The 22725-nt window shown below is 39.7% G+C and carries 29 protein-coding genes; 10 read left to right on the top strand and 19 right to left on the bottom strand.

Going from position 1 to position 22725, the window contains the following annotated elements; genetic code table 11:
- Positions 1-509: 509 nt before the first annotated feature.
- From NAF01_RS04020 to NAF01_RS03995, 6 genes are all read right to left on the bottom strand, one after another.
- Entirely contained in the window at positions 510-710 is a 201-nt protein-coding gene (locus NAF01_RS04020) for a hypothetical protein (protein ID WP_250801823.1), read from the bottom strand.
- The gene (locus NAF01_RS04015; RefSeq protein ID WP_163144968.1) at positions 707-907 is read right to left on the bottom strand and encodes a hypothetical protein; all 201 of its coding nucleotides are present in this window, start codon (positions 905-907) and stop codon (positions 707-709) included. The genes NAF01_RS04020 and NAF01_RS04015 overlap by 4 nt, the downstream gene beginning before the upstream one ends.
- Positions 908-1014: 107 nt before the next feature.
- A complete protein-coding gene (locus NAF01_RS04010) occupies positions 1015-1584 on the bottom strand; it encodes a DUF2812 domain-containing protein (RefSeq protein ID WP_250801822.1) in 570 nt (189 codons plus the stop codon).
- On the bottom strand, positions 1571-1888 hold the full coding sequence (locus NAF01_RS04005) for a PadR family transcriptional regulator (protein ID WP_163144970.1): 318 nt from the start codon (positions 1886-1888) through the stop codon (positions 1571-1573). Before NAF01_RS04005 ends, NAF01_RS04010 begins: the two co-directional genes overlap by 14 nt.
- A gap of 183 nt (positions 1889-2071) precedes the next feature.
- Positions 2072-3091: a DUF3231 family protein gene (locus NAF01_RS04000; protein ID WP_250801821.1), complete on the bottom strand. Its 1020-nt coding sequence runs from the start codon at positions 3089-3091 to the stop codon at positions 2072-2074.
- A gap of 801 nt (positions 3092-3892) precedes the next feature.
- Positions 3893-4051, bottom strand: a complete 159-nt coding sequence (locus NAF01_RS03995) for a hypothetical protein (protein WP_197248888.1) — start codon at positions 4049-4051, stop codon at positions 3893-3895.
- A 55-nt stretch (positions 4052-4106) separates the two neighbouring features.
- Between NAF01_RS03995 and NAF01_RS03990 the strand changes: the two genes are divergently transcribed.
- The 3 genes from NAF01_RS03990 to NAF01_RS03980 all read left to right on the top strand — a co-directional run bounded on the left by NAF01_RS03990 (position 4107) and on the right by NAF01_RS03980 (position 5818).
- Positions 4107-4292 carry a hypothetical protein gene (locus tag NAF01_RS03990; protein ID WP_197248887.1) on the top strand — a complete coding sequence of 62 codons (186 nt, stop codon included), beginning with the start codon at positions 4107-4109 and terminating at the stop codon, positions 4290-4292.
- A gap of 22 nt (positions 4293-4314) precedes the next feature.
- On the top strand, positions 4315-4953 hold the full coding sequence (locus tag NAF01_RS03985; RefSeq protein ID WP_250801820.1) for a pyridoxamine 5'-phosphate oxidase family protein: 639 nt from the start codon (positions 4315-4317) through the stop codon (positions 4951-4953).
- A gap of 130 nt (positions 4954-5083) precedes the next feature.
- Positions 5084-5818 (top strand): MBL fold metallo-hydrolase, encoded by a 735-nt coding sequence (locus NAF01_RS03980; RefSeq protein WP_250801819.1) that lies wholly within the window; start codon positions 5084-5086, stop codon positions 5816-5818.
- A 171-nt stretch (positions 5819-5989) separates the two neighbouring features.
- On the opposite strand, the gene NAF01_RS03975 is transcribed toward NAF01_RS03980, so the two are convergent.
- Positions 5990-6436 carry a class I SAM-dependent methyltransferase gene (locus NAF01_RS03975; RefSeq protein ID WP_226619566.1) on the bottom strand — a complete coding sequence of 149 codons (447 nt, stop codon included), beginning with the start codon at positions 6434-6436 and terminating at the stop codon, positions 5990-5992.
- 517 nt (positions 6437-6953) lie between these two features.
- On the opposite strand from NAF01_RS03975, the gene NAF01_RS03970 reads away from it, so the two are divergent.
- Together NAF01_RS03970 and NAF01_RS03965 are read left to right on the top strand one after the other, a co-directional pair.
- On the top strand, positions 6954-7229 hold the full coding sequence (locus NAF01_RS03970; protein WP_197205857.1) for a hypothetical protein: 276 nt from the start codon (positions 6954-6956) through the stop codon (positions 7227-7229).
- A 532-nt stretch (positions 7230-7761) separates the two neighbouring features.
- Positions 7762-9324, top strand: coding sequence for an alkaline phosphatase family protein (locus NAF01_RS03965; protein ID WP_197248879.1), 1563 nt, complete (start codon positions 7762-7764; stop codon positions 9322-9324).
- A 98-nt stretch (positions 9325-9422) separates the two neighbouring features.
- On the opposite strand, the gene NAF01_RS03960 is transcribed toward NAF01_RS03965, so the two are convergent.
- Both NAF01_RS03960 and NAF01_RS03955 read right to left on the bottom strand, forming a co-directional pair.
- Positions 9423-10421 carry an ABC transporter permease gene (locus NAF01_RS03960; RefSeq protein ID WP_250801818.1) on the bottom strand — a complete coding sequence of 333 codons (999 nt, stop codon included), beginning with the start codon at positions 10419-10421 and terminating at the stop codon, positions 9423-9425.
- The gene (locus NAF01_RS03955; RefSeq protein WP_197248877.1) at positions 10414-11340 is read right to left on the bottom strand and encodes an ABC transporter ATP-binding protein; all 927 of its coding nucleotides are present in this window, start codon (positions 11338-11340) and stop codon (positions 10414-10416) included. The genes NAF01_RS03960 and NAF01_RS03955 overlap by 8 nt, the downstream gene beginning before the upstream one ends.
- A 107-nt stretch (positions 11341-11447) precedes the next feature.
- On the opposite strand from NAF01_RS03955, the gene NAF01_RS03950 reads away from it, so the two are divergent.
- The gene (locus NAF01_RS03950; protein WP_197248876.1) at positions 11448-12218 is read left to right on the top strand and encodes an SGNH/GDSL hydrolase family protein; all 771 of its coding nucleotides are present in this window, start codon (positions 11448-11450) and stop codon (positions 12216-12218) included.
- A gap of 94 nt (positions 12219-12312) precedes the next feature.
- Here the strand turns inward: NAF01_RS03950 and NAF01_RS03945 are convergent, their stop codons facing one another.
- The 4 genes from NAF01_RS03945 to NAF01_RS03930 form a co-directional block, all read right to left on the bottom strand.
- A complete protein-coding gene (locus NAF01_RS03945) occupies positions 12313-12663 on the bottom strand; it encodes a YciI family protein (RefSeq protein WP_197248875.1) in 351 nt (116 codons plus the stop codon).
- A gap of 108 nt (positions 12664-12771) precedes the next feature.
- Positions 12772-13986, bottom strand: a complete 1215-nt coding sequence (locus NAF01_RS03940; RefSeq protein ID WP_250801817.1) for a TerD family protein — start codon at positions 13984-13986, stop codon at positions 12772-12774.
- A 306-nt stretch (positions 13987-14292) separates the two neighbouring features.
- Positions 14293-14946, bottom strand: coding sequence for an NAD(P)H-binding protein (locus tag NAF01_RS03935; protein WP_250801816.1), 654 nt, complete (start codon positions 14944-14946; stop codon positions 14293-14295).
- 73 nt (positions 14947-15019) lie between these two features.
- Positions 15020-15211, bottom strand: coding sequence for a hypothetical protein (locus tag NAF01_RS03930; protein ID WP_174752232.1), 192 nt, complete (start codon positions 15209-15211; stop codon positions 15020-15022).
- Positions 15212-15590: 379 nt separating this feature from the next.
- Here NAF01_RS03930 and NAF01_RS03925 point away from each other — a divergent pair, with 379 nt between their 5' ends.
- Positions 15591-16079 carry a pyridoxamine 5'-phosphate oxidase family protein gene (locus tag NAF01_RS03925; RefSeq protein ID WP_250801815.1) on the top strand — a complete coding sequence of 163 codons (489 nt, stop codon included), beginning with the start codon at positions 15591-15593 and terminating at the stop codon, positions 16077-16079.
- A 65-nt stretch (positions 16080-16144) separates the two neighbouring features.
- Here NAF01_RS03925 and NAF01_RS03920 read toward each other — a convergent pair whose 3' ends face one another.
- Both NAF01_RS03920 and NAF01_RS03915 read right to left on the bottom strand, forming a co-directional pair.
- Positions 16145-17290 (bottom strand): MFS transporter, encoded by a 1146-nt coding sequence (locus tag NAF01_RS03920; RefSeq protein WP_250801814.1) that lies wholly within the window; start codon positions 17288-17290, stop codon positions 16145-16147.
- Between the two features lie 235 nt (positions 17291-17525).
- The gene (locus tag NAF01_RS03915) at positions 17526-17672 is read right to left on the bottom strand and encodes a hypothetical protein (RefSeq protein ID WP_250801813.1); all 147 of its coding nucleotides are present in this window, start codon (positions 17670-17672) and stop codon (positions 17526-17528) included.
- Positions 17673-17894: 222 nt separating this feature from the next.
- Here NAF01_RS03915 and NAF01_RS03910 point away from each other — a divergent pair, with 222 nt between their 5' ends.
- The 3 genes from NAF01_RS03910 to ytzI are packed head-to-tail and all read left to right on the top strand — an operon-like array spanning position 17895 to position 20237.
- A complete protein-coding gene (locus NAF01_RS03910) occupies positions 17895-19655 on the top strand; it encodes a SulP family inorganic anion transporter (protein WP_250801812.1) in 1761 nt (586 codons plus the stop codon).
- A gap of 29 nt (positions 19656-19684) precedes the next feature.
- Positions 19685-20029 carry an ArsR/SmtB family transcription factor gene (locus NAF01_RS03905; RefSeq protein ID WP_197248863.1) on the top strand — a complete coding sequence of 115 codons (345 nt, stop codon included), beginning with the start codon at positions 19685-19687 and terminating at the stop codon, positions 20027-20029.
- Positions 20030-20069: 40 nt separating this feature from the next.
- Complete coding sequence (gene ytzI / locus NAF01_RS03900; protein WP_197248861.1) at positions 20070-20237, top strand: YtzI protein; 168 nt, start codon at positions 20070-20072, stop codon at positions 20235-20237.
- 382 nt (positions 20238-20619) lie between these two features.
- Here the strand turns inward: ytzI and NAF01_RS03895 are convergent, their stop codons facing one another.
- From NAF01_RS03895 to NAF01_RS03880, 4 genes are all read right to left on the bottom strand, one after another.
- Complete coding sequence (locus NAF01_RS03895) at positions 20620-21039, bottom strand: VOC family protein (RefSeq protein WP_250801811.1); 420 nt, start codon at positions 21037-21039, stop codon at positions 20620-20622.
- A 58-nt stretch (positions 21040-21097) separates the two neighbouring features.
- Entirely contained in the window at positions 21098-21319 is a 222-nt protein-coding gene (locus NAF01_RS03890; RefSeq protein ID WP_206701371.1) for a hypothetical protein, read from the bottom strand.
- A gap of 393 nt (positions 21320-21712) precedes the next feature.
- Positions 21713-22231: a GNAT family N-acetyltransferase gene (locus NAF01_RS03885; RefSeq protein ID WP_197248855.1), complete on the bottom strand. Its 519-nt coding sequence runs from the start codon at positions 22229-22231 to the stop codon at positions 21713-21715.
- A 212-nt stretch (positions 22232-22443) separates the two neighbouring features.
- Positions 22444-22677: a hypothetical protein gene (locus NAF01_RS03880; protein ID WP_346769652.1), complete on the bottom strand. Its 234-nt coding sequence runs from the start codon at positions 22675-22677 to the stop codon at positions 22444-22446.
- Positions 22678-22725 lie beyond the last annotated feature (48 nt).

Genomic DNA, 22725 nt, shown 5'->3' with positions numbered 1-22725 from the left:
TAGTTATTACAAATTTCTTAACAGTTGGTTTTTTTTGCAGAGGGGCGGTGTACGGGATTTTTTCAGATTAACAACGGGTTCTGACTCTAAATGCAGGCTTCCTGCCTTTTGTGTCCGAAGTTGGACTGGATTCTGACTCTATCTCTCGATTTCCTGCACTTTGAGTCCGAAGTTAGAGCAGGTTCTGACTCTGACTCTCGCTTTCCTGCCTTTTGTGTCCGAAGTTAGACCAGGTTCTGTCTCTGACTCTCGCTTTCCTGTTTTTTGTGTCCGAAGTTAGACCAGGTTCTGACTCTGACTCTCGATTTCCTGCACTTTGAGTCCGAAGTTAGAGCAGGTTCTGACTCTGACTCTCGCTTTCCTGTTTTTTGTGTCCGAAGTTAGACCAGGTTCTGACTCTATCTCGTCCTCTCCTGTCTTTTGTGTCCGAACCTCCACAAGCTCCTTTGGTTTAATAAAAAAAGTGCACAGATTCATTCTGCACACCAGCTTCCCGCCATACACCAACCCTATTTATTTTTGCTTTCCATTTTAAAAAGGATTTGATCCAGCTTTTCTTCCATTCGCTTTAACCTGTCGTTTCTTCTCTTGAAAATAAAAAAGAAGATGACAAGGATCCCAGGAATGGTCAATAAAAAGGCAAAAGCCAAAAGCTGAAATAAAATATCGAAGGCATTCAATCCGGCCAGAGCCAATGTGAACAAATTCATGATGGTTCCCCTTTTCGGGATGACATGGTTAGGGTATATAACTGCCTGAGGGATACTACTAGAGCAAAAACAGCCAAAGCATTGGTCACGGAAAAGAAATCTATGTCCGCTAACATGTTCCTGATCATTAAAACTATCGCTATCACTGAAATAATTATGGCCGAGTAAAAATCAAACCTACTGGTATTTTCTTCCAAAACCAGTTCCCCCTTTTAATAGTTTACGAATATCCAGAAGGGAAAGTTTCATTTTCGGTCATAAAAAGGGACAGGTTTATTGTCCACCATCCCCCTGGGACAGTAAACTATTTCTCATTTAACATTGTATACTTACGATAAGCTTTATAGAAACTGATGCAGAAGAACACAGCCATAAAGACTGGAAGCAGCCTCAAAAGGACAAATGGAGTCTCAAATATAAAGGATTTCCAAAATAATGCACCTTCCATACTCCAAAGACCTTCGGCTAAATATAGGCCTGAATCCTTGTAAATCATATACGAAAAAGACAATAACAGTATCCCCAAACCAGATGAATACCCCATCAGCCTTCTATAATAATGACTCTCTGATTGGCGATCCGAGAAGATTTGACTTTGGCCATCATCCTCTTTTTGCCAATATCGAATTCCGCCAAGCCACGGCCCATTTATATAAACCCAGCCGAAATCTTCATATAACCCTTTGTAACCTTCAAACTTTTTCTTTGAAAAATAATCTTGATAATCGAGCCGCATCACATATTTGTTGTCTGTTTTTTCGAAAGTGTATATGCCCAATCCGCTAATATTTGTACAGCGATAGCCTTTTTGCAATTGCTCGTTCAGCCAGAGCTCCTCTTTTTCAATATCAAAAAACATCTTAAATTTCTTCATTCGATTCACTTCCTTCGTACAGGGATAAAATATGCAGCAGCCTGTTTTGTTCTATTTTCAAAATTTCGCTTCCTTCCGCAGTAATCCTATAAACTTTTCTCCGGCCTGACTCTCCAACAGGTTCGATCCAGCCATGCTTATTCAAGTTTTCAATCGCACCGTATAATGTACCAGCCGCTAAAATAACAGAGCCGTTACTTATCTCTTCTATCTTCTGCATGACGGCATAGCCATGGAGCGGCTCGCGCAGAGCTAATAAAATATAATGCATGGTTTCAGACAGCGGTAATAATTTATGTTTCATATTCTCATCCTCTATTCAGTTCAGCTATATAGTTCAACTTAATAACAAGATAATACAGTTCAACTGAATAGTCAACGTAATTTTAAGTGAAAAGCTTATTAACAAATCAAACTAAAAAAGCCGCTTTCCTTACGCAAGGGAAAGCGACTTTTAACCGCTAGTGAAATAAAGGCAAAAATACCATCAATCTCTATCAGCAGCCGTTGGAGGCTGTTCAAACCAGCCTCTCTCAAGCATGATTTTTGCAGCACTCTGAACAAAATGTGAATTTTTCATTGTTGCCTTTAAATAAACCATCCCTACATCGCGGCGGCCATTGACTGCCACTGAATTTCCGAAGGCTCTAAGTTTTATTGAAAACATATCCATCTTATGGAAGAGCATGATTTTATCAGAAAAAGGTGGGAAAGTGGAATTGGTTATTAAGTCATCCAGATAAGGTGGAGAAGGCAAATCTTCTTCATGCAGTTTTTGCCTATAACTTTCAATATTCGTTGTGGTAATTTCTTTTCCCCGCTCAAACAATTTGCGTATCTTTTCATCCTTTGCCACTTGGGCAAATGCCATGATAAGTGCTTTACTTGTTACATTATTTTCAATATTATCGTAAAAATGAGTGATTTCCATTGCATGCAATGGGCGTTTATCTCCAAGGTAGCCGTTCAAAAAATCCTTATGCACAATTTCCACTTTTTCAGGAACTGGAATCAACGGAGGTTTAATGATTAGCCCTTTATGTATTAATATCTCTTTAATCTGCTCCATTAAATCCATGGCGGAATCCATGGAATACCTAAAAAATTCTTTTACGTCTTTTCTGTACATTAGAGGGAGGGCAATGCTATAAATACTCAATCCTGCTTTTGCCGTATACTTTAAATAGTGGACGTAAAATTCATCCATAAACAGTCTGGGAGCACCTAAATTTACATCCTCTTCTGTAAAACCATTAGGAATGGGAAACCCCTCTTTCTTGAAAATACCTTTAATGGTCTCCATAAATTCTTCTGATAGCTGCAAGGCATTTTCCAATAAGCTTTTAATGTCCTTATCTTCAACATGCTGCAGAAAATACTTTAAAAAACATGATGCCATACTGTTTCCCATATATGTAGCCCAAAGCTTGCCCATTTCGGCTGATGTTAATTTTTCTGTGCTATCCAGATTATGAGAACTTAATTTAATGGGTTTAATTTTTTTCATGACAATCCCTTCTTTTTTACTTACTATCTCCTTCCTTTAAATTCGTATACTTTAAATATACATATCACCATGTTTAAAGTTTCTACAGGAATCCATCTCAGCAAAAAAACCGACCAGTCTGCAGCATATGGGATGGTCTATTTACAATTTTTTAGATTCTATTTGCAGATTAATCGTTCTATTTGCAAAATCAGCGTTCTATTTGCAGGTCCTATCCATCTATTTGCAGACTGATATTCAATTTGCAGAAAAAGCTTTCCTATTTGCAAATTCAGCTGCTCTATTTGCAGGTCCACTCCATCTATTTGCAGATTGATATTCAATTTGCAGAAAAAGCTTTCCTATTTGCAAATTCAGCTGCTCTATTTGCAGGTCCACTCCATCTATTTGCAGATTGATATTCAATTTGCAAAAAAAGCTTTCCTATTTGCAAATTCAGCGTTCTATTTACAGATCCCTTCCCCCCCCCCCGGCCAGCAGTCTGCCAAAAAGAAAACCCGGCTCCACCAAGGAAGCCGGGTTTCCCATACTATTTAAAGGGCACTGCTAAAAAAGGCAGACAGCAGCAGATGGGCTGGTGGTCTATTTGCAAGTTTTAAAATTCTATTTGCAGAATCAGCCTTTCTAATTGCAAGTCCTCTCCATCTATTTGCAGATTGATATTCTGTTTGCAAAAAAAGCTTTTCTATTTGCAGGATCAGCGTTCTATTTGCAAATCCTCTCAGTCTATTTGCAAAATCCCCTACCTCTGCAGATTCCTTTTACCAAAACACCCTTTAATTGGATATTTATGTTAACATATTACTTAGGATCCCTAAGGCGATCCAGAATCTCATGATTCAGCTTTATGATATATTCCTGCTCTTTCTTGATTTCGTGCTGTTTAATAACAACAAATAGGAATAAACATAAAGAAAGAATAACGAAAACCAGCCAGAATACGTCCGCAGCAAAGTCCATACCACTACCTCCATTTAAGTATTTGCCCCATTTTAAAAGGAAAGCGGTGAAAATATTGAGTAAGAATAAAAGAATATTTCTAAGCCTGTTTGCCATCCTCATTTGCCTTGCGCTATTTGTGATTGGAATCCTATTTGCCGAAAAAATGCCTTTCCTTATCGTGCTGGGGATAGCCGGACTTAGCGGAATCTATTATGTTGTGTTCCGGCTTGTAAAGACATCAGCGGAGATAGAAAAATAGCTTAGATGAAAAGGAGATACTCATGAATACATTTAAAAATATCATAACCACAAAAGAAGAATTTGCGTTTTTTCGGGAGGAAATCGGCCAGCCCAGTGCGCGTGCCGCCGGCAAAGTCATCTCTTTCATCGATGAGCACTGCATTGACTTTATTTCCAAGTCGCCTTTTTTAACGATGTCCACTTCAAATGCAGCCGGGAAATGTGATGTTTCTCCAAGGGGGGATTCCCCCGGGTTTGTGACAATTCTTGATAAGCAGCATCTATTTATTCCGGAACGGCCGGGGAATCGAAGAATGGATACCGCACATAATCTTATCGAAAACCCCAATATTGGTCTTCTTTTTCTCATACCAGGGCTTGGTGAAACGCTAAGAATTAATGGTAAAGCATACATATGCCGTGACCCGGAGCTCTTAGAAATGAGTATAGCCAATGGACGCACTCCGTTATTTGGCATTTTAGTAGAAGCAGAGGAATGCTTTATCCATTGTGCAAAAGCATTGATCCGATCGGGATTATGGAACGGGGAGTCATGGCCTGCGAAAGAATCCCTTCCTTCCGCCCCTGCTATGCTGGCAGCCCATACAAACCTGCCGAATCAAACCGCTGAACAAGTGGCGAAGGATCTTCAGGAAAGTTATAAGAACAGATTGTATTAAGGGAAAATAGACGGCACAGAAAAAAGGAGCTGAGCAGGTTTGCTGGTTAAAAAGAAAGCATCAGCTGGAGAGAAAAACGGCGTTTCCTATCTGAATGGCCCAAATAAAGTTTCAGGGTGTTTCCTTAAACGTGCACAGCTATTTAACGGATGGAGTCTTAATCGACACTGGGGCACAGTCTCTCCATAAATTTTTTGAACCCTTCATGGATGAAGCAGACTATGATCAGATCATGATCACCCATTTTCATGAAGACCATTCCGGCTGTGCGGCATATGCTGAAAAAACGAAGAAACTCCCTATCTATCTAAACAAAACATCCATTCCTTCCTGTGAAAAGAGGGCTGATTACCCCTTATACAGACAGTTTTTTTGGGGCAAAAGGAAGCCATATCACGCCCAGGCGATGCCGGATTCCTTTTCCTCCCGAAAAGCACTATGGGATGTATTCGACACTCCCGGCCATGCTTTCGATCATAAAGCCTTTTTAAACAGGGAAACCGGCCAGCTGTTTACGGGGGATTTATTTGTCAGTGAGAAGACCAAGGTGGCTTTAGCAGAAGAAAGCATTCCGGAAATTATCCGCTCCCTTGAACGCGTTCTAACCTATGACTTTGAAGATGTATTCTGCAGCCACGCAGGCTTTGTAGAAAATGGACGCACAGCCCTCCAGCGAAAACTGGACTATTTGCTGTCCATCCGGGATGAAGTACTCTCTTTGTATAAAGAAGGGAATCCCGCTGACGAGATCTGTCAAAAGCTGTTTCCAAAAAAATACCTGATCGTAAAATTTTCACGCGGCGAGTGGGATTCCAGGCACATCGTCACATCGATATTAAAGGAGTACAACACACGCACAAGTTAAGCAGACTCTTTATAAATCGGGTTTCTATATGATTCTTTGTTTCTATTTCCTTGCACTCCAGAGGCTGTAAAGTCACCAAGCTTAAGAAAAGCTTAACTTTACCTGGAAAGATCCGGACCAGTTCGAGTCCTATATGAAAAATGAAGACGGCTTAACCTGTAAGTGTGAGCTTTAAGCCAATAGTTTTCCACCTGGTTTTAAAACTCTGTGAACCACTGAACATCCTTGATTAATGTCAGGCCAAAAATAGAAAGTATGAATTGAAAAAACCTTATCAAAGATAGAATCAGTGTAAGGCAGGGAGATAATGTTTCCTTTATGAAGTTCAACAATTCCATCTTCTATTTGTTTCTTATTTAGTTTTTCTGCTTCCTTAATCATTTCTTTAGATAAATCTATTCCGAAAACTTTGCCAACTTTTGTATTATTAACAATGCGATTTATAGTAGACCCATTGCCAATTCCGACCTCTAAAAGTACATCATTCTCTTTAATTTCTATTAAATCAGCAGTCCAGCAATTTATTGAATTGTTACCTCTTTGCATATATAGTCCAATCCATTTAGATAATGGTCCCTTAGGTTGTTTTAATTGATTACCCAACCATTTTTGAATCATTTACCTTCCCCCAAATTAATAATCTATATATTTTTTACGGAATATCAACTGAAGGTTTCATTCTTATTTAACTAATCTCCCTTTTGTCCAAAAAGAGCCGACTTTATAAGGATCATTCATTACCGGAATTATGTTTCGGGAGAGAGATTATAGCCTAAAAAAATCTCCGTCAATTTGTATGTTGAGATGAGATAGACATTAAATTAGAAACAGATTCCAATAAATATTAGAATATATTAAACCCTAAATGGGCAACTTACTTATGCATGAAAGCATTTTATTCATGCTCCTTTCTAAGTTGGATACCTTCAAATTTTAATTTGGGGGTGTCTTTATTTTTGTTTTACTTACTTCAGAAATTCTATACTTAAATTATTTAGGGTTTTTCAAGAATAATCCTTAATGAGTAAAACTTCTCTAACTTTTTGTTGAAAAAATCCTCATAATTTATTGGCATGTGGAAAAAATAAGCCAAGTTCTTAAAGATCTAATTTAGAGTAAGAAAGGGGGATTGAACATGGGTAAAAAACTGCTTCTCATACTATCGGGTATATTCCTTTCTTCTATGTTAGTTGGTTGTAACTTTAATGGTGATCAAGAACCGCCTCCTCCTGAAGTAGATCAAAATGGAGATCATGAAGAGCAAACAGAGCCGAATCCAGCTCCTGAAGAAGAACAGGATCCAGATACAGGGAATAACCCCGGGGAAGAACTTGAGGAAGACATAGAAGAGCCATTCGAAGATCCAGACGGTGATGGAGTAGACGAAAATGATGTAAACCCAGAAAGCTAGTTCTAACAAAATAAGCCCCACTCTTGCCAAAGGGAGGGCTTATTTTTTAAACAATAGTAATGTCATTGGTTTATTTCACTCGAAATACACTTTTCCTATCAGTGTTGCTCAATATATACAGTCTTGTAAATGAAAATTACGAGATTCGGTTTGTTACTCAAGATAACGGCGCTATAATGGTCGATCAGACTAAACCTCGTATTTTATAAATTTTACTTGGGAGATACCTCTCATTCCAAAGCGGGCATTTGGCCTTCCACTTGTAAACGTATATTGAAACTTTGTCAAGGTGGCCGCTTTTGCAGTCCTTCTTTAAGTAATCATGCCGTTAGTCCATTCTTTTTCTGCGTTTCCAAATTTCATGCGGCTGAGCCAGATAATTTTGCAGAATAAAGGAGGGACTATCTTTGCTGTCCTGTCCTCTCCTTTCTTACGTCACATCATACTTCAAGCCTTATTTCGATTGATAATTAATAAAATAACAGAGGTCAAAATCCTAATTAGAACTATTTCAAAGAGCAGGTGAATTTTATTGACTCGTTTGCTTCTTATTATTAGCATATCTATTCTTGTAATAGGCTGCACCAGCTGTGGAAATAAAGCAGATGAACAGGAAATGAAAGTATCTGTTATTCAAACAGAAAGTCAGTCTTCACCTAAAATTATACTTCTTGTTATTGATTCACTTATGAATGAGCCGTTAAAGAAGGCTATCCAGGAGAAGAAAGCTCCTGCTCTTGCCTTCTTTTTAAAACACGGTCAATATAGTAAAAATTTAGTAAGTTCCTATCCAACCATGTCGGTTACAATCGACAGCTCTCTAATAACTGGTGCTTACCCGGATCAAAGTAAGATTCCTGGACTTGTTTGGTTTGATAATAATGAGAAGCAAATCAACACTTATGGAAATGGTATGTTTGAAATTATGAAACTCGGGGTTTCCGGATTTGCTGATAATATCATGCATCAATATAATAATGTAGATCTCAGTCCAAATGTAAGATCTATACATGAAGATTTATACAATATGAAAAAAGATTCAGCATCCATTAACGCATTTATTTATCGGGGAAATTATCATCATACCCTTAAAGTTCCAAAGTTGATAACAAAAGTGAGCAATCTGCCTGAGGAATATGAAACACTTGGACCAAAAATACTGTCTTTAGGTGCATTTATACGCCAGAACACAAAGAATAATCACATTGTCAATCGTATAGGACTTAATGATGCCTTCGCGGTTCAAGAATTAAAATATCTTTTGGAAAAAAATATTCTTCCTGAATTTACAATCCTGTACATCTCAGAAAATGACTTTACTGTACATAGGAAAGGGCCAGATACAACAAAAGGAATTGAAAAACTTGATAAACATCTCCAGGAGGTCCTAAATATTTTTCCAAAATGGGAAGATGCCCTAAATAACAACATTTGGGTTATCATTGGAGACAGTAATCAGTCGTCTGTCAATGAACGAAAAAAAGAAGCGCTAATAGATTTACAAGAAAACCTTTCTAAATACAGAATTTTAAAGCTCGGGAAGCCTGTTTCAAAAGACGATGAAATTGTCATTACAGCAAATGAACGGATGGCCTATATCTATAAAATTAACGAGAGTGTTTCTGTAAAAAATATCGCAGGAAAATTGCAAACTGACCCTCGGATTGCCTGGATTGCATGGAAAGAAAAAGAGATGATACATGTGATATCTGGAGATCATAAGGGATCCTTTATTTTTAAACCAGGTGGAACCTATAAGGATATTTACAATCAAGCCTGGACTATAAAAGGGAATACCTCCATTCTCGATTTATCCTTAAAGGACAAGAATATTCATTATGAGGATTATCCTGATGGATTAGCAAGGTTATATGGAGCTATGCAGTCTCAGGAAGGTGAATTTATTGTTGTTGATGCAAAACCCGGATTTGAATTCATTGGAGAAAGTTCACCTGAACATTCCGGCGGCGGTGCCCATGGTTCAATGCATAAAGAGGATTCACTAGTCCCCATCATTGTTACAGGAACCAATAAAAGTATCGATCAGCTGCGGATTGTAGATTTAAAAAAATGGATTTTGGATTTTTGGAATTAATTAGTTGCCATGCCTGGAACACAAGTATAAAGCCCTCAAAATATGAGGGCTCATTTTAATAATTAGTACTCTTGTCTAAAGCAGTTAATTAACCAATTTTAATACATATCCTTCTGAGTAAAATTCCAAAAAGCCACAGCCAGGCAGCCTGCCGTCCAAACCCCAAGCACCGTCAGTGAAAACGGCAGGGACATCCCTTCAATCGGTGGAGCCTGGCCTTCCAGGTAGTTAATGAGATCAAAGTTCAAGTTCACCAGGTATTTGGAGCTCGTCCAGCTTGAGCCGATGGAAGACAGCAGAGTGCCTGCGATTAACACAGCCATCATGGCCCCAATCCCCGTTGCTGTATTTTTCACCAGGACGGAGATCATCAGGCTTATTGTTCCAACGACCGCTGTTACCACCCACGCAAGCCCGGCTGACATCAGCAGGTATTCCCACATCGGCAGGGTATGGATGTATTCCGTTGAAAACTCACCGGAAGCAGAAGCTTGAAAGCCTGTTAAAATAGGGGCCGTCCAGCCGTCATATCCGAGGACGATCCCTGAAACCCCATAACAGACGATCACCGTAACCGCCATTAGCATGGAGGTATACAGCAGCACCGTCAGCCATTTTGCCATCAGGATCCGCCACCGCTTAACCGGCCGGGACAGTAATGTTTTGATCGTGCCATCATTGTATTCCCCGCTCACAATGTCTGCCATGATAATGATAATGAATAACGGCAGGACAAGTGTGACTCCCTGCGATAAAAAGATGCGGATAAACGTAGGGGCTCCAGGATAGTTCGGGTTGATATCGTTGTCCAGATAATACTGCTTTTGCTTCAGATCAAATTCGAGGAACTGTCTGAACTCGTCCTGAATTCCGCTCGATGCCAGCCGATTTTGCCGGTCGACAATTTCCTGCTGAAGCTCCACCCGCCAGTCCAGAGTGCCCTGCTTTTCGATTTTCTCCTGTATCTCCCGGTATTGGGCGTATGTAAACATCGACACCAGAATGACTAATATAACGCCGACAACCGCGAGGCGTTTTTTGGAAGCAATCTTCATCACTTCATTGCGAATCAGGCCAACCATATTCGGATTAGACAATATGATCGCCTCCTGTCAAACTGATAAATAGATCCTCCAAGGTCTGCACTTTCCTTTCAATCGTCCATACATCAATGCCCGCTTTCATTAGGGCTTCATTCAGGATTGAGGTTTTGCTTTCATCCATCAGCGTATGTATCGTATGGTCATCGTACAGTTCTGCCGCCTGGACATGCGGGGACTCCTGTAAAATATCAAGCGCACGGAAAGAATCACTGACTCTCCAGTCCACACCGGAGGACAGTGCACCAACCAGATCGCTCACACTGCCGACCTTTACGATTTCTCCATGGCTCATAATAGCCACTCGATCTGCCAGCAACTCGATTTCACTTAAAATATGGCTGGATACGAGAACCGAAAGACCCGTTTCATCGACCAGATTTCTGATAAATTGGCGAAGATCCTTGATTCCCATCGGGTCCAGTCCATTCGTGGGTTCATCCAGTATCAGCACATCCGGCCGGCCCAACAATGCCTGTGCGATTCCAAGCCGCTGCCGCATCCCTAAAGAATAGGTCCGCACCTGATCATCAATTCGCGCAGTCAGATCGACCAGATCAATGACCTCCTGTATCCGTTCTTCATCTACATCTGCCAGCATCCGGGCAAACATCTGCAGATTTTCACGGCCGCTTAAATACTTATACAGCTCCGGATTTTCGACGATGGAACCAAGGCGCTGCATCGCCTGAACGAATTGCTTTCTCACATCGAATCCGCAGATGTGAATCTTTCCGGACGTTGGCTTAATGAGCCCGACAAGCATCCGGATCGTAGTGGTTTTCCCGGCGCCATTCGGACCGAGGAATCCAAAGACTTCGCCTGGATAAATGTCAAATGATATATTATTAATAATCGTTTTCTTTCCAATGATTTTCGTTACATTTTCTAATTGTACTGTTGGTTTTACACTCATAGCATCACCCCTGTTCTATTCTAACTAAATTTTCGAACATTAACTCTTTTGAGTACTCCATTTGAGAAAAAAATTGGTACAATCACTTTAGAAGGAGAGGTCAAAACATGAAAAAATGGATGTGGCCGTTATTTTTCACCCTATCCCTTGCTCTGACAGTTCTGTTTGGATATGGACTTGCCAGTGCCTATATGGATGTTACCAGCCCGCCCCGAGGAAAAATTTTAGAGAAAACAGAAGATAAACCTGCCACACCTGGCGATGCCTATGTCGCCCTTGGAGATTCATTAACAAGGGGTGTCGGTTCCTCAAAAGGAGAGGGTTTTGTCTCGCTTGCTGGAAAAGAGCTGAAAGAAAAGAAGATGGTTGATCGCTTTCAAAACCTTGGAGTGCGCGGCGCCAGAATGGAGGATTTGCTGACACAGCTGGAACAAAAGGAAGTCCAGAGATCGCTTAAAGAAGCCAAAATAATCTCCATCACCATTGGTGGCAATAACCTTTTTAATAGCGGGGAGATCCTGGAGAAATATTCAGAGGAAACCGCACTGGGCATCGTGAACACCGAAATTCCGAATCTGGAGAAGACATTCAAAAGCATTCGCGAAACCAATCCGAATGCCGTTATCGTCTATATGGGACTTTACAATCCTTTCAAGCAATCGCCCAATGGGGATTCATTTGATTCCGTCATCCAAAAATGGAATGAATCTGCCCGGACATTAGGCTTGAAATACAGAGTTCAAATAGTAGATACTTTCAATCTGGTCACAGATGCCAAACGCGATCTTTCCAGTGACATCTTCCATCCAAATGATGCCACTTATCAGGAGATGGCTGAAAGCCTGTCACTTGTCATTGAAAAAAATATCGTTGAATAACCAAAAGGTGAATCTGCAGCAGATGTGCGGATTCACCCTTTTCTTCTAAATAAATAGTAGAAGAGTACACCAGATCCCCGGAAAGCTCCAGCGCCTAAAACACTTGCCGCAATTCAATCTGCCCTTCCCCATGTCCTTGAGGATCCGGCATCTGCATGGCCCACTCGATCGCTTCTTCCCTCGAATTCACATCAATCAGAATGAACCCGGCAGTCAGATCTTTGGATTCAGTAAATGGGCCTTCCGTAACCACAGGCTTTTCCCCTGGTCTCGGATAGGAAATGCGAATTCCATTTGAACTTGGATGAAGTCCTTTAGCCATAACCCGCACGCCCGCCTTAACTAATTCTTCATTGTACTTCGTCATGGCTTCCATGAGCTCAGGGCTTGGGAGCTTTCCGGCTTCGGAATTCTTTGAAGCTTTGACTATCAGCATAAACAGCATAACTATTTCCTCCTTTTCAGAGGCAAATCCCCTGATTGACCTCTTTTATACAATAACCGTCAACTTCAATATCGGCACATTGCAAAATCTATGCTATAAATCTATTCATCACAAATCTCTAATATCCGGTTTATTGGACTGTACCCGGTTGATATTCAGAACCTTTGGATCTGTTGCATCTGTATTGTCTATTTTACAGATGATGCACCATCTGCCTTTTACTTTTGAAGTTAACGGAACTTCTATATCATCTCCGTTGCCGGTTTTGACGAGGACGCGGCCATCGTATCTGGCAAAGTTCTCCCCTTTGGAGATGAAGCCGAGAAACCGGAAGATATTCGTGGCAATGATGACTGAGTCCAAATCCTTCAGTGTTTTGATTGTCAGGTTTTCAGCATTGTTACCAGACGTGTTTCCGACACCAGAGTCTCGATCAAGCTTAATAAATGGAGAGACATGGAACCCGCCCTTATTGCCAAAATAAATATGTCCAAACTGGCCTGTTTTGGTTTTATAAAAAGCGTGCAGATCCAAATCAACCCCCTTTGTCCATTTAAGCCTGACTTTAACATTTTCAATTTTGGCTGCCTTTCTGAGTGAAACCCCTTCTCCGGGCTTATCCAATGTGATTTTTCCAAGCTTAATCGGCTGCTGCTGAGCAGCTGGCTCGGGCACAATAGGCGGTTCGGGTTTTACTGCAGTCTCTTGTAAAATAGGACTTTCTATTTCAAGCGCAGGTGCCGCCTCAAAAGCGCCGCTCTCCTGCTCTTCTTCCACTTCAATGCCAAAATGATTGCACAGTGCAGCAAGTCCGCCGGAAAAACCTCCGGTATTGGCTGAAAACTTCCAATCTCCGTTTCTATTATATAACTCACCCAATACTAAAGTGTTTTCAATCGTAAAAGACCCCAGCTTATATGTAAGCAGTTCTTCCCCCGTTGCTGCATTGCTGAATAAAATAGAAGCATTGTTCATTTCTGAGAAAGTCTGATTCTTTTTATCACCTTCATAGATGGTCAGTGTAAAAACAAGCTTTTCGATAGAAGGTGTTATTAAAGGCAAATTAATGTGAAATATTTCTGTGCTTCTGCCCGTCTCTGCAACCACAGAATGCTGTACAGATTGATCTGTTGAAACACTATTGCCATAAAAAATCATGGAGGAATCATCAGGGCAATGTCCATTTTGATCAGCCATGAATACAGCTGCATCTATATCATAAGAATCAGGACTTTCCCAGTTGATCCGAATAGCAAGCTGCGATAAGTCTGGCCTTGTTTTTGTTAAATCAATACGGGATCCCTTTTGAATGTCGGCTGCCATATTTTCTTCTCCTTTATTACCTGTTTAATGATATGATAGCTCATTCGTCCAATAATTTCCATATTAAAGCAGGTGTTTTAGCTGTTCTTGTTTGGTAAGCTCTTTACCTGTATTACTTCAGAAATTAAAGTAAACTCTCTCTTTTTCCTATCGCGCTCCCATACTTTCTCCCTTTTTTCCAGTACCTTGACCATAAAACCTGTTCATTGCATCCATAAAAAATAACTTTGGCTTTTTTGCCAAAGTTATTAGTGTCTAAATCGGATTGTTCCATATTTGGCGAGCTGAACCCCAGCCATGAGTTTATTAATCATTGCCCCTCGCACATTCCCGAATATCTTCACCTTCAAGCGTAAAAATGCCGCTTCTTGGCGGTTTCACGGATTGGATCATGGCTTGAGCCAATATTTCTGTCGGCAGCGGTTCCTGAGAACGAAGCAGTCCGAATTTATTAAAAAACTGTACGGCTTTCATTCCGGCAACCTCCATGGTTCTATCACTATTTTTTCTTACCAGCACAGGCGGCTTAATAATTGTCACGCCAGGAAACCCTAAATCTTTTACCGATTCTTCCAGCTGCCCCTTCATCCTTGGATAAAATAAGGGAGAATTAGGAGACGAGCCCCCTGAAGATACCAAAACATAATGACTGACATGGTTTTCTCTGGCTATCTTGGCAAACTGGTATTGGTAGTCGTAATCGATTTTCCATTGCGCTTCTTTACTTCCCGCAGCTTTTAAGGTCGTTCCCAAACAAGAAAACAAGACATCGCCTTTCACTGAATGCTTCCATTGTTCAGATTGATCAAAGTCAATCACATGATCTTTTAATTTCTCATGCTGGATAGGAAGATCCCGCCTGACAAAAACATCTATCTGATGAAAGTACTCATCTTCCAGCAGCAAATCCAGCAGGTCCTTGCCTGTTGCTCCAGTTGCTCCTATTATTAATGCGTGCATTTTCTTCTCCTTCTATTCTGAATAGTATCTTTTATTATATATCACGTTCTTTTAAATAGAGGGCATAAAAGACTTATTTGTCATTATCTAAGTCACGATCAAGAAAGGAATCCTTATCCTTTTTAATCCCGTACTTATTTTCAAGAAACTGACCAGCAACAGACTTGTTAATTCCATCCCTGACTGCTGCAGAAATGACGATATACAGAATAAATAGCCCAATAACCCAAAGAAGGATAGAAAATAATAAGGAACCGAAAACCACCTGTAACTCCTCCAGACTTTTTAGTAAGTATGTACACTAGTTATTTGACTTCCTTGCTCGATTAACCTGCCCCTATACGTTAAAAAGAATAAAAAAATGCGGCTGATCACAGATGATTCTGTCCCCTATTCGAACCTATTTGCCCGCCTGATTCCATCAGTCTTTGTCCTAAAACTTCAGCTTTTTTTGAATACACTCGTTTACTCGACTGTTTAACAAAATGCCAGTTTATACCGTCGTTTATTCCCATTTTTCACACCCCCGGCATGACTGAGCATCTTGGACATCCCGCCCTTAAAAAGTTTGATTGGGATATACCTGAATAAAAGCTTGTTTAAAGGGTAATATAACTCTATAAAACTTTTACGAGGTGATGGAAATGTCTAACATGATCAATCAAGAAGAAATAGAAACACTGCGAGAGTTAATCAAAGACATTGACACGGCCATGCTGACCACGGTTACGGAGGAAGGACTTGTGTCCCGTCCAATGAAAACACAAGAAGTAGAATTTGATGGTGACTTATGGTTTTTCACGAAAAAAGAGACTGCAAAGTATGAGGAAATTCTTCATGATCAAGATGTTAATGTGTCTTATGCAGGCAACTCCTATGTTTCCGTCCGCGGAAAAGCGGAAATCGTTGAGGATTTAGAAAAGAAAAAAGAATTGTGGAGCAAAGCATATGAAGAAATTATGCAGACATCTTATGATGATCCTAACGTTGTCCTTATAAAGGTAAAAGCGGAAGCGGCCGAATATTGGGAGACTGGCAATTTCACGAAAAAAGCAGCATTTCTCTTTAAACGCATGACAGGGCAAAACTCTAAATCGGCTGATATTAATGAAACTGTTGAAATGAAGAAATAAAGCAGAAATGGATTGTCTGGATGACAATCCATTTTTGTTTGGTCAGATGAGGTCATTTGGACGAATTATGACCACTCCGCTTTATTGCGAGAGTAGTATTTTCTCCACAAATGAACAACACAGCACATCACCAGTATGGATTGAATGGCCCATACACTATGAGGCAATGAAATGACATCTGCAAGCAGTGGCGCTCCTCCAAATCCTGCTAAAAATCCGCCTCTTACTGCAAGCGTGTTAAGACCAAACAAGCGGCCGCGAACACGTTCGTCACTGCGCTGAAGGAGCGTATAGTGACACACTTGCACCATTGCTTCTGCAGCCCCTGCAAGCAATAGGATAAGAAACGTGACGGGCGCCAGCTCATACATGAATGCCATCGACACCAACACTGCAAACAATAGCAGACTGACAATATAGCGTTTCTCGTTTACAAACTGTTTCCTTAGAATCAATGAACATAGAAAGGAGCCTGCTGCGACAGTTGACCACATCAAACCATTATATAAGTCCCCATGTTCCTTGACAGAAGCCAAAAGCGGAAGGGCATATTGATAAGAAGCAGCTGCAAGCGGGTAAACAAATCCAATCGCCAGTAAAAATCGATAAATCCGTGATTTCAAGACGTGACTGACAGTAAGCTTCGGCTGATCGGTCTGCATCGGGTTCGTTTGTTCCTTCCAGTGAACCTTTAACAAAATCAAGGCGGACCCAAGATAGATCGCACTGTCAAACATTATTAAATATTTATAGGAAGAAAAAGCTGAAATTAAGCCTCCAGCGGCAAAACCAATGATACTCATTATTGCTCCAAGGCGCACAAGAAGCGTATTAATTTCTGATATGCGCTCTTCCCCAAACATCGATGGGATCGATGCCCGAAAACTGACATCAAAAAATGTATATGTGATGCCAAGGAAAAAAGCAATAACCACAATAAACACTGGATGTTCAATGAAAATCAAACTGGACAGAGCGAATCCGCTTGCAAGTTCTGAAAGTATCATCGTTCGGCGCCTTGAATAACGGTCGGCAACAACACCCGCCAGGTAACTGACCAAAATTCCGCCAATTTGTCTGCCTAAATAAAAGAGCATCAAATACAATTCAGGATGTTCACTTATTAACAATGCGCTCGTCAAACCGATGAATTGCATGCGTGAACTAAAATCAGAAAATGCTTTCGCATATAAATAATAGATTGGTTTCATGATCGCAGCCTCCAAAAAGTACGGCGGCTAAAAGAAGTGTACGTCCCCCTTATTAAGGGCGTACACTGATGATTGTATGCATAATCCTACCTCCTAAAAAAGTCATAAATCAAAAAAGAGCGGAAGGGACGCGCTTCCATTGCCCGCCTGAAATTCCCTTTTATTATAGGGTGAATTTACTGAAAAGTATAGACAATTATACACCTGGCCCTAGCCCATTATGGTTTCTTTTATCTTAGGAATCAGGAGCGGAGTTATCCGATTCATCATCCGAAGTTCCATTTTTAAGGATCTCATTAATTTCCCCAACATCCCCTTTGGCATTAATGATTTCAAATATCTGATTCAGTCCTTCACTAGTTTCCTGATCTTTGTCTTTCATTAGAATCCCTCCATATAAAAATCTTTCATTATAGGGTTTCCAACTTCTCCGTTTATATCCAGACGGACCCCGTCCTATCTCCCTTCCCGTGATACTTGACATGCTTCATAAAAACTCCCCTAAAAATTCCTTTTGACAATATTAAGTAATCGGAGTAAATTCATATCATAGTATATTCAAATAATCAGATATACAAATTATAAAATTAAAGAAGGGTTAGATATGCAATACAAATCGATTTTTACTGGAAGATATAGCGGGTATTCCTTACAAAGTTTCCAGAAGGATCTTCTGTCGGGTCTTGTGGTTGGCGTGATTGCCATTCCATTAGGTATGGCGTTTGCCATTGCTTCAGGAGTAAAACCTGAATATGGAATTTATACGACAATCATAGCAGGGATTTTGATTTCACTGTTCGGCGGGTCGAAATTTCAGATCGGTGGACCTACAGGTGCGTTTATCCCCATTTTGTTTGGAATTGTGATGACATATGGATATGAAAACCTATTAATTGCCGGATTTATAGCAGGGGTTATATTATGTTTTATGGGCATTTTCCGGCTGGGGTCTTTGATTAATTTTATTCCAAGACCTGTAACGATTGGTTTTACAGCAGGGATCGCTGTCATCATTTTTGCCGGTCAAATTGCCAACTTTTTAGGACTGACAGGTGTTGAGAAGCATGAATCATTTCTTAGAAATATAAATGAAATTATCGTTCACTTTCATACCATGAATGGTTATAGTGTTTTAACAGGCGGGATTTGTTTAGTGACCATCTTACTGACATCTAAATTCTTCTCCAGGATACCCGGATCTCTTGCGGGATTACTGCTTTCTACGCTTGTGGCGATTTTCTTCTATCCAAATCAAGTAGCAACGATTGGATCAACATTCGGGGATATTCCAAGTTCGTTACCCCGTTTTGAGATCCCGGAGATTACGTTTGAAAAAATACAGCTGTTAATCGGACCTGCCTTCATTATTGCTTTACTTGGCGGCATTGAATCCTTATTATCTGCAGTAGTAGCAGATGGAATGACAAAAAGTAAGCATAATAGTAATCGAGAACTCGTGGGCCAAGGAATTGCGAATATAATCACTCCATTATTTGGCGGGATACCGGCTACAGGCGCAATAGCCAGAACAGCCACAAATATAAAAAACGGAGCCGTTTCTCCCTTTTCCGGAATCATCCATGGAATCGCGGTTTTGCTAATTTTACTGCTCTTTGCACCTTATGCGTCGACTATTCCTTTAGCAAGTATGGCCCCTATTTTAATGGTCGTTGCTTGGAACATGAGCGAGAAGCATGAATTTTATCATGTATTAAAAACCAGGACGGGAGATTCACTTGTTTTACTTGTGACCTTTTTATTAACGGTTTTTGCAAATCTAACGATTGCTGTTGAGGCAGGGCTCATATTAGCTATAGTTTTATTTACGAAACGTATGAGTGATATGATGGTAGCTTCAAAGGCACTGCCCAATCATGAAAACAAACATGGAAAAATCCAATCTCACATGGTGACAGATACTCATGACTGTCCTCAAATTAGTATTTATACGGTAGAAGGCCCATTATTTTTCGGGGATGCTCAATCGTTCGAACAGTCAGTCATGAATACGTTCAACCATAAACCGAGAGTTTTACTTTTAAGAATGGGGAAAGTCCCGCTTCTGGATACAACGGGCGAATATTATTTATCCAAGGTTGTAAAGGATTTCTCAAAACACGGGATCATTTTAATATCTGGAATAAAACCTCAGCCAAAACATGTGCTTAAAAAGACAGGATTATTTGAATTTATAGGAAAAGAATATTTCTTTGAACATACTGGTGAGGCGATTAATTTCTCACTTACACACTTAAATAAAGGTAAATGCCTGGGCTGCAAACACTTTGCGTTTAGAGAATGTACAGTCCTTTCTGGTGAAGAAAGTGATAGGCAAGAATTAAGAAAGACTGCCAGTTCATCTTAAAAAACGATTTGAAAGAGAGGGCCAATAAATTGAACCTTGAAATCCAGCAGTTTAAAGCTGAATTCTTTAAAGCTCTTGCCCATCCGTTAAGGATTAGGATATTGGAATTATTAGCGGATGGAGATAAGAATGTTAATGAAATTCAAAGTCTTGTAGGAAGTGAAGGGTCTGCAGTTTCACAGCAACTAACTGTCTTAAGAGCTAAAAATATTGTCACGGGAACGAAAGATGGAAATCGTGTAATCTATTCCTTAAGAGACCCCATGATTGTTGAACTACTTCAAGCAGCACGCCAAATTTTTAATAACCACCTTGTCGATACGATCGAAATGCTAGATAAGTTTAATGATGATGATAATACCGAACAGTCTTAAACGGAGATTATGAAAAAACAGATGAAATCAGGTGACTAAAATGTTAACGGGATTAATAATTGTTGGGGTTTTGATTGTTTTAATTGTGCTGTTCTTAAGTGTTATCACAACTTCTAAAGCCTATAACTTTAAGCATACCGTGGACCCCTTAGAAAACAATCCAAATATAAGCGAAGATCGCCAGGTTCAAAATAGTAACAATAAATAATATTAGATGCCACTTCAGCAAAAAAATAAGGGATAATCCTTCTTGGATCATTCCTTTTTTTGTTTGTTTACTATCTTTTATCGTTCTTTATCAAATCAACTAATCTCACTAATGACCATGTGAACAATAATAGAGGTAACCCGATTAAAGCCACTACAATTGCCACCCCAATAATGATATCCAATGTTTTTTCCTTATCTCATTTATGACTAAGTTTCAAATCTCTTTTGATATTACGGATAGTTGGAGAATAAGTTTCAATTAAGAAAACCTCCCCCTTTAATAAAAAAAAATCAGCCTGGACAGCAGCTGATTTCGACTATTCTTCAACCTTTCACTTATTATAAATGTATTATGAAAACCTTGATCCTCATTAAAATATCTATTTGGAAATGAGATATTTCTCTTTGAAGGCTGGACTTAATTCACTCCAAACATCAAATTTATTGCCGTCTAAATCATAAAAGACAAAATTCCTTCCAGAGTGTCCTCTGTCTTCGATCTCTCCAACTCTCATTCCACTTTGCTTAAAGTCTCTATGAATGGCTTCTAAGGCACTTAATCCATTAACTTCAAATGTAAGCGAAAATCGCTCATTGCCGTAAATATCCAAGAAATTGGCGCTTTGATCCTCCTTAGATTTCACAAGAAAAATACTCTGATTGGCAAAATTTAAAATTGCTTTGTCTCCATCTTTGTAGCTTAACTCTGCTCCTAATTTATTTACATACCACTCAGAGGAAAGCTCTACATTTGTTACTGGTATATAGGTTGTACCTACTCGTAATAATTTCTCGCTCATTTTCGTCATCTCCTCATATATTATTTGCAATAAATGCGATTGGAGCACCCAGATTCATTCATTTCTCTCCCTGCAATTTCTGTTTAAAATCCGTCCTGGCACGCCTTATATCAAAAAAACCGATTGCTCCACAAAGAAAAACACCTAAGCCCAAAACACCTGTAAGAATCCAATTCTTACCCCAGCTGCTGATTAAACTTAATAAACAACTAAATGCGATAACAATTGCTCCATATTTCGCACGCCATTTATCCAATATTGAATGGTTTTTATTACTCAAAATCACTCAACTCCATTTGGGAACTGCTTGCCCTGTACTGTTCGCTAAGCAGCAAGTATTTTTAATATGGACCTCAGAGCAATGAATCAAGAAACCCTATAAAGAAGACTGACAGGATAAAAACGGGTATGGAGATAAATATTTTATTTCTCAGTCTAATAGCGTCGAAACGTCTATATAACTTGCTTATAACGATAAAAATAATGATGAGGACAGGCACACTGATACATATGGCTATAAAATCAACCTTGGTAAATGGCCTGCTGATATACTGATCAAAACGGATGTTTAAAACAAAAAGCGCTGAAAATAAAAAGAATTGGTATAGACAAAATTTAATATATAGCATGGATGGTTCTCCTATTTTGCATGACTTCCTATGTTGTTATGAGTTCATTCCTGTCCACTTAAAGTATCAATTGTATCCCAGCCGTAAACAAGTTCATAAAGTTTCTTTCCTGCAATCTCAACTTCAATCTTATCAATGACCTTGCCGCCCATGGCCTCATAAAATAGCGTGGAATTATTATCCGCTAAAACAAAAACGAGCATGGTGTTCATCCCTGATTTCCCCAATTCCTTAGTTACAGATTTAACAAGAGCCTTACCTATTCCTTGCCCTTGAAATTCTTTCAAAATATAGATGGAACTGAGTTCTCCCTGGTATTCTTTGTAATCTCCACTTCTTTCCTTGCCGCCAGATGAAAAACCAACAATCTGTCCTTCATCATTTTCTGCCACAAAGACAATCCCCTTTGGAATAATATTAATCCATAACTCTTCACGGCTTTGATATGATAAATTCTCTAAGAATTCTTCTGGGATAATATTTTTGTATGTAGTTCTCCAGCTGTCAACGTGTACCTTAGCAATCCCGCCTGCATCTGATAATTCAGCTGCCCTAATCTTCATATAACACCCCTTTTCCGTTTGTACAATGCAGATTATAGTGAATCATTATTTCTAGGCATTAATTTAATTAATGCTACTATAAAAAATGCTCCCAAAAGTTTAAGTATGCTATTACCTATAATAGAGTCATCAAATATGTACCTAGCCTGGTTTTATGGTTTTTAATTTCCTTCCTGGAATAAATGGTATTCTTGCTCATTTAGCACCACACCTTAATCTGCAGGCGGAATAACACCTGAAATAAGCAGAATAAACAGCACTAATCCAATGGAGAAAAAAATGATGGAGGAAGTGAAGACTGGCCCCCTCCTAAACACAAACACTTCCCGCTTTTGGATGAGGCCTGTTTGTGCGCTTGCATTTGAAGAACTGAAATCGGAAATGACTCCCCCGCTGCTTGAAAAGTAAAAGCTAAGGCCAGCAAAAGCCATTCCAGTAAAAAACATGACCTCAATGAACCTTACAGAGAATGTGGAAGCAACGAAAAACGTTAC

Source organism: Cytobacillus firmus, assembly GCF_023657595.1.
Taxonomy (GTDB): Bacteria; Bacillota; Bacilli; order Bacillales; family Cytobacillaceae; genus Cytobacillus; species Cytobacillus firmus_B.
Note: the sequence above shows the minus strand (reverse complement) of the source record. Positions and strands in the feature narration are given on the sequence as shown.